Source organism: Arthrobacter sp. P4_F10 (genome assembly GCF_056401435.1).
Genome location: NZ_JBFUJJ010000072.1, coordinates 1 through 5,593 on the forward strand (window position 1 = coordinate 1; position 5,593 = coordinate 5,593).

8 protein-coding genes and 1 tRNA gene are annotated in these 5,593 nt (G+C 63.9%); 2 read left to right on the top strand and 7 right to left on the bottom strand.

Translation table 11 applies throughout. The annotated features are described in order from the left end of the window. From AC1DR1_RS22720 to AC1DR1_RS22730, 3 genes are all read right to left on the bottom strand, one after another. A partial coding sequence (locus tag AC1DR1_RS22720; protein WP_476993411.1) for a fumarylacetoacetate hydrolase family protein occupies positions 1-549 on the bottom strand: 549 nt, incomplete at its 3' end. 248 nt (positions 550-797) lie between these two features. Beyond that, positions 798-1,076 (bottom strand): hypothetical protein, encoded by a 279-nt coding sequence (locus AC1DR1_RS22725; RefSeq protein WP_364744024.1) that lies wholly within the window; start codon positions 1,074-1,076, stop codon positions 798-800. Positions 1,077-1,162: 86 nt separating this feature from the next. Then, positions 1,163-2,632: a glycosyltransferase gene (locus tag AC1DR1_RS22730; protein ID WP_476993412.1), complete on the bottom strand. Its 1,470-nt coding sequence runs from the start codon at positions 2,630-2,632 to the stop codon at positions 1,163-1,165. A gap of 1 nt (position 2,633) precedes the next feature. Between AC1DR1_RS22730 and AC1DR1_RS22735 the strand changes: the two genes are divergently transcribed. Then, positions 2,634-2,819 (top strand): hypothetical protein, encoded by a 186-nt coding sequence (locus AC1DR1_RS22735; RefSeq protein WP_229994465.1) that lies wholly within the window; start codon positions 2,634-2,636, stop codon positions 2,817-2,819. A gap of 68 nt (positions 2,820-2,887) precedes the next feature. Here the strand turns inward: AC1DR1_RS22735 and AC1DR1_RS22740 are convergent. The 4 genes from AC1DR1_RS22740 to AC1DR1_RS22755 all read right to left on the bottom strand — a co-directional run bounded on the left by AC1DR1_RS22740 (position 2,888) and on the right by AC1DR1_RS22755 (position 4,935). Next, positions 2,888-2,963: transfer RNA gene (locus AC1DR1_RS22740), tRNA-Val, on the bottom strand. A gap of 103 nt (positions 2,964-3,066) precedes the next feature. Next, complete coding sequence (locus AC1DR1_RS22745) at positions 3,067-3,972, bottom strand: NAD-dependent protein deacetylase (RefSeq protein ID WP_476993413.1); 906 nt, start codon at positions 3,970-3,972, stop codon at positions 3,067-3,069. A gap of 31 nt (positions 3,973-4,003) precedes the next feature. Further along, the gene (locus AC1DR1_RS22750; protein ID WP_229994462.1) at positions 4,004-4,519 is read right to left on the bottom strand and encodes a peroxiredoxin; all 516 of its coding nucleotides are present in this window, start codon (positions 4,517-4,519) and stop codon (positions 4,004-4,006) included. Further along, positions 4,516-4,935 (bottom strand): DUF3052 domain-containing protein, encoded by a 420-nt coding sequence (locus tag AC1DR1_RS22755; protein ID WP_018773429.1) that lies wholly within the window; start codon positions 4,933-4,935, stop codon positions 4,516-4,518. The genes AC1DR1_RS22750 and AC1DR1_RS22755 overlap by 4 nt, the downstream gene beginning before the upstream one ends. Positions 4,936-5,372: 437 nt before the next feature. On the opposite strand from AC1DR1_RS22755, the gene AC1DR1_RS22760 reads away from it, so the two are divergent. Next, positions 5,373-5,593 (top strand): hypothetical protein (locus tag AC1DR1_RS22760; RefSeq protein WP_476993414.1); only part of this gene is annotated, 221 nt, incomplete at its 3' end.

The following is a 5,593-nucleotide window of genomic DNA, read 5'->3' on the forward strand; positions in this document are numbered from 1 at the left end:
GAACGTGTCCTGGCTCTTGGCGCTGATCCACAGCTCGTCGGATTCCTGCAGGTCCCTGGCGGAGACGTCGTTTCCGATGGTGTATCCCAGGACTGCGCTCTTGGCGTTGCCGGGCGTCAATCCGCGGGCTTTGCGCCCGATGACGATTGTCAGTTCGGCCTCAGGCTCGACGCGACCCACCCCCGGCCGGAGTTCAATTGCATCGCCCGGACCGACCACGCTGGTCGCCGCCTTGTGGAAGGCCTGCGGCGGAAGGTCGCGGCCTGCGCGGCCGGTATTGTGCGCCATGCCCAGGACGTTGGCCGGGACGCTGGGCGCGAGGAACGTAAACGATGCCTCATCCACCGTCGCGCCGATTTCCCAGCCGCCGCGCGGCCGGCTGCCGGCATTGGCCACAGAGCCAGGGAACGGAGAGGTGGCTACCGTCCACACCCGGCCGGCCGCACTGGCAAAGTCCGGTGCGTCGTTGGTGACAAAGAAGTGTTCGTCGTCGGCAGCACGGGAAAGGGGGCGGACTCTGGCGATTCGGCGGGCACTCGTGGCGGTCATGAAAACATCCTAGGCGGCAGGGTCCCGGGGCCTGCGAATAGGCCATCGAATGGCGTAATTCTGCCGCGGTGAAACGCCGTCGGTGTTTCACATTTCCAAACGTTCACGGTATATTCATTACAAGCCTTCCACCGCGGCATCCCCCAATAGTCGCGGTGGAAGGCTTTTCCAATGCCCGGGTTGAGCCGGTGTCCGGGACCACCATCAGAAGCCGGCGGGACCGGCCGATCGTTGCCCGCCCCGCCATCTTACGCGGCGTCCGCGACCGCTTCCCGGAGCCGCCAGCCGCCGCCGAGGCCGTCCCGGATCAGTTCCATGGTGGTCAGGGCCGATCCCCGGTTGCGGCCAAGCCTTGCCTGGACCTGCCAGACCTCGACGTCAACGCGGCTCAGGCCCTTGGGCATCCGGCGCTCGGCCTCCCACCAGCTGACCCGTTCGAACCAGCGGACCGGCTCGACCCCGATCAACCATTCCCTGCCCCCGCGGACTACCGCCAGGGGCCGCCCGTCCGGGCCTGTCTTCACCATTACGTGCTCCATGCCCGTCACATTAGGGTTAAGCCCTGACATTTTAGGTCCCGGACATTTTCGGAGCGCGGGCCGGCGTCGGACTCTCAGTAGTAGTCGGCGGCGTGCAAGGACACTACACGCGGCTCGCACCAACGGATGAAGACATCTGCCGGCTGTATCTTCTTGCCCCGCAGCGCGATGCCCGCAATCGTAAGGCCTTCTGGCAGGGGCAGGCTGTGGCGCACCACCCCGCGGGATTCGCGCGACCAGGCCAGCCGGTACAATCCGTAATCGGGGCTTGATCGCAGCCCAAGTTTGAGTCCCAGTTCCTCAACGTCCACGCCTTCTGCAGCACTGAGCTCGTACGAGATGACGGCAAAAGCCCCGTTGAGCTGCTGCGCTGACTCGAACTCAAACTCGAACTCAAGCAGCCCCTGGGTAATCTCCGGGTCCAGGGGAAACACCAGCGCGGTCTCTTGGGACAGGCGTAGGAGTTCCGCGCCGGGGAAGGACAGCTCATGCGCCGCGGGCTCACCGCGGATGATGTCTTGGTAGAGGGTTGGCCACCTATCTGCGGAGATCCCTTCCGCCCGCAGAGCCGGAAGTTTGTCCAGCCGCGCCAAGGATGCGACGGCGCGTTCATAAGGGGTGGTGCTGAGCGTTGAGTCCTGATCGCCGTGACGCACTTGGAAGAACATGTGCTCCCGGGAATCAAGGATGGTCGGCATCACCCGGTCCACACCGTGATGCGGACCGGGTGTGTTGATTTCGAGCCGGCCCCGGATCGGGTCGAATGCAGCGACGAAGGCCATGCCCTGCGCCGACTTCGGGTGGTAGTACTCCCGAAGGTTCACCAGTTCGCTGTCGGCCTTGTAGGCTGTCAGGCCGAGGCCGAAGGACACGGCCATGCCGACATTGCTTAAGGCCCGGTAGCTTGCAAGCCGTGTCAGGTAGTTGGTGGCGAGCACGTCGTCGTCGTCTAGGCGGAACCACGCGACCGGCTGCACGCCGGCGTCGGCGTCGAACTTGCTGGCGAGGTCCTGCTCAATCAGGGGCTTCACTTCTTCGATGCCAGTTCCCCGGACGACGTCGTTCCATTCCACCGGGACCAGGAACGGGTAGTGGGCCGCGGCCGCGAGCAGCACCTCCTGATGGCGCTGCGGCAGAAGGCTGGAATACAGAACGAAGTGTTTGTAGTCGTAATCTTCAGCCATGGCGGCCAGCGCCGGCACGGAACGGGTGAAGAACATTTCCTCCCGCAACTCAAGCCGTCGTTCCGAAAAGAGATACCCCATGTACTCTTCGGGAGTCTTGAAGACACCGCTGCTGGACGTTTTCCACGACTGCGATCCGGGTGAGAAGAGGCTGTAGCGAGTGACTCCGTAAAACATGATCCTCCGCAAAATTGTCTCAACGTCCCGTTCAACTGTATCGCCGGCCTGCCCGCGAACCGCATAGCGCAGGCATGCGGTGTCAATAATGACGGAGATTTCCCGAATTAGGCGGGGCAAGTGATAAGTTCGGTCCCGTGCCGGGGCGCACAGGGCGCCTTGGAAGAACCAAAGGGAATCCAACATGGCTGAATCGAACGCTCAGAAACTGGAGAAGGCGAAAGCTATTGTGCTGGATTCGATCGTGAAGGTTGGCGTTTCAACCAACCAGTCGCAGGCCGTGCAACGGCTCGCCAACGCATATGCCCTGCTTGAAGGGAACGTAGCGCCCATCAGCGGCCCCAACGAATCGGCGCCGAAAAGCGCCTGAGCCGGTCTACCGGAAGCACAAAACCCCGTTTTTGCGGACCATTTGGTCCGAAATGACGGGGTTTTCTGTGGTGGGTCCTACCGGGATCGAACCGATGACATCCACGGTGTAAACGTGGCGCTCTACCAGCTGAGCTAAAGACCCAAACCGCGGAATCCGCGCCTCAGCGCTTCAACCAACGAACAGCTACTGTACCGGATGTCACCGGCCAAGCGCCAATCGCCAAGCCAATCCGCCCGGCCCTCCGCTACAGTGGCGGCAGCTCGGCGGCGAGCCAGGTCAAGGCCCCGCTGACGCCTGCCTCCAGCTTGATGGTGGCGAGGCCGTCCCCGCGGGTCGGTCCCCTGTTGATGATGACCACGGCTTTTCCCTGTTTCGCGGCGTGGCGGACAAATCGCAGGCCGCTCATCACGGTGAGCGACGAACCTGCCACCAGGAGCGCCCGGGCCGCGTCCACCATGGCGTAAGAGCGCTCAACGCGGTCCTTGGGCACGTTTTCGCCGAAGTACACAAAGTCCGGTTTCAAGGTTCCCCCGCAGGCGGGACAGCGGGCGACGACGAACGATTCGATGAGTCCGGAGTCCTCGACTGCGGCATCGGCGTCGGGAGCCATTTCCACCACCCCGGCGGCCTGGGCCCGTTCCAGGAACCCGGGGTTGAGTTCCTCAAGGACACTGGCCAGCATCCGGCGGCTGAAGCGCCGGTGGCAGTCCAGGCACACAACCTGGTCGAACCGGCCGTGCAGGTCCACCACGTTGACGCTGCCGGCGTCCTCGTGGAGCCGGTCCACGTTCTGGGTAATGAGTCCGGTGAGCAGTCCCCGCTGCTCCAGCCGGGCCACCGCGGCGTGGCCGTCGTTGGGATCCGCCCGGCGCAGGTGCGACCAGCCGATGTGGTTGCGGGCCCAGTAGCGTTGCCGGTTTCCGGGTGCGCCGATGAACTCCTGGTAGGTCATGGGGGTCCGCGGCGCGGCGCCCGGGCCGCGGTAGTCCGGGATGCCCGAATCCGTACTCAGGCCAGCGCCGGTCAGCACGGCGAACGGTAGCCCGGACAGGAGGCCGTGGATGTCCTGCAGGATCCCGAGTTCGCTGCGCCGGAGCTCAGCGGCGGTCCCGGCGGCCGTGACCGGCGGGAGGCTGGCAAACCCGGTCATCCCGATTCCTGGCCGCCGCTGCCTCACCGGATCAGTTCCCGCCGAGTCCCGCGAGGGCAGTCCGGTATTCGGCAAGGTCCCGGGCCTGGCCGCGGGGATTCACCACGACGTAGCGGACAATTCCCGCCGCGTCGATGATGAAGGTGCCGCGCAGCGCCATGCCGCTCTCAGGGTCGAACACCCCATACGCCGAGGCCACGGCGCCGTGCGGCCAAAAGTCGGCGAGCAGGTCGAAGCCGTAGCCTTCCTTTTCGGCGTAGGCCCGCTGGGCGAACTTGCTGTCAACCGAGACTGCCAGCACGGCGGCATCGGCATCTTCGAACAGGGCCAGATTGTCCCGGATTTCGCACAGTTCCCCGGTGCAGATGCCGGAGAAAGCGAAGGGATAAAAGACAATGACGACATTGCGCCCGCGGAAGTCCGAGAGGGTTACCGGCTCGCCGAACTGATTGGCGAGCTCGAAATCCGGGGCAAAATCGCCGACAGCGGGAACGGGCGCGACGGCGGCGGCCGGCCCGGAGGCTTCCTGCTGGACCGCTTGGGTCACTTGTTCTTCCGCGTGACCAGCCGGGTGGCGCTCCAGTCCTTCGAGACGCCGGCGGAGGTGGTGTAGTGGAGCCCTGCGGTGGGCGCGGCGTCCTGGATGTCCGCCGGCGACACGTAGCCGTCCCGGCCGGACTTGGGAGTCAGGACCCACACAACGCCGCCCTCGGTGAGAGTGGTCAGCGAATCGACCAGGGTGTCAACAAGGTCTCCGTCACCTGCCCGCCACCAAAGAATGGCGGCATCGACCACCTCGTGATCGTCCTCGTCGAGAAGCTCAGAGCCCGTGAGATCTTCGATATCGTCTCGCAAGTCGAAGTCGACATCGTCGTCATAACCGAATTCCTGAATCAGGTCCCCGTCTTTGAAACCCAGTTTCTCCGCCACATTTACCGAAGTGGCGGCGTCGGCCTCGCTCACGTGTTGCTCCTATGCTTTGTGAATTGCTTCATGTTTTCAATGGCACTAGTGATTTCCATTACTCCAAGCCAACACCCTTTGAGCTCTCGCTTCAAGCTGTTGGCCCCGCGATCCGCCATATTCTGCGTCACACGAGACGATCCGAAGGCTGCCGGGCAGTGCTTCGTCACACAACCAGTATGCCCGTGAAATACGGCGGCGGGTCCATGGGGCGGCTACGCATCCGCCAGCGCGCACGGCTAGAGTGGCTGATGACGACTACGCCTGCGCGGGCAACCGCCCTGCTAATTACAGGCAGGCGTACCGTGATTGGACCTTGCCCGGCGCATACGACCGGGCTGTTGTAACCGATATGTCGCACACGTCGCGTTCACGCCAGGCAGTCACCCTGCCCGGAGCTGAGGGTGCCGATAGATGCGCTCAAAGAGAGGTTGGACGTGGCTGCAGGAGAAGATACCTCCCATATCCTCAGCGGGTTGACAAACCAGCTGCCTGATCGTGATCCGGAAGAGACCGCCGAATGGCTGGAGTCCCTGGATACCCTGATTCAGGAACAGGGCACCGAGCGTGCCCAGTACATTATGCGCAGCCTGCTCCWGCGGGCCGGGGCGCAGAGCGTGGGTGTTCCGATGGTCACCACCACGGACTACGTCAACAC

What these genes read in the sequence shown, in the direction of transcription:
- AC1DR1_RS22745 (WP_476993413.1), bottom strand. Translation starts at nt 3,972, where the DNA reads ATGACCGGGTTTGCCAGCCTCCCGCCGGTCACGGCCGCCGGGACCGCC.
- AC1DR1_RS22725 (WP_364744024.1), bottom strand. Translation starts at nt 1,076, where the DNA reads ATGGTGAAGACAGGCCCGGACGGGCGGCCCCTGGCGGTAGTCCGCGGG.
- AC1DR1_RS22735 (WP_229994465.1), top strand. Translation starts at nt 2,634, where the DNA reads ATGGCTGAATCGAACGCTCAGAAACTGGAGAAGGCGAAAGCTATTGTG.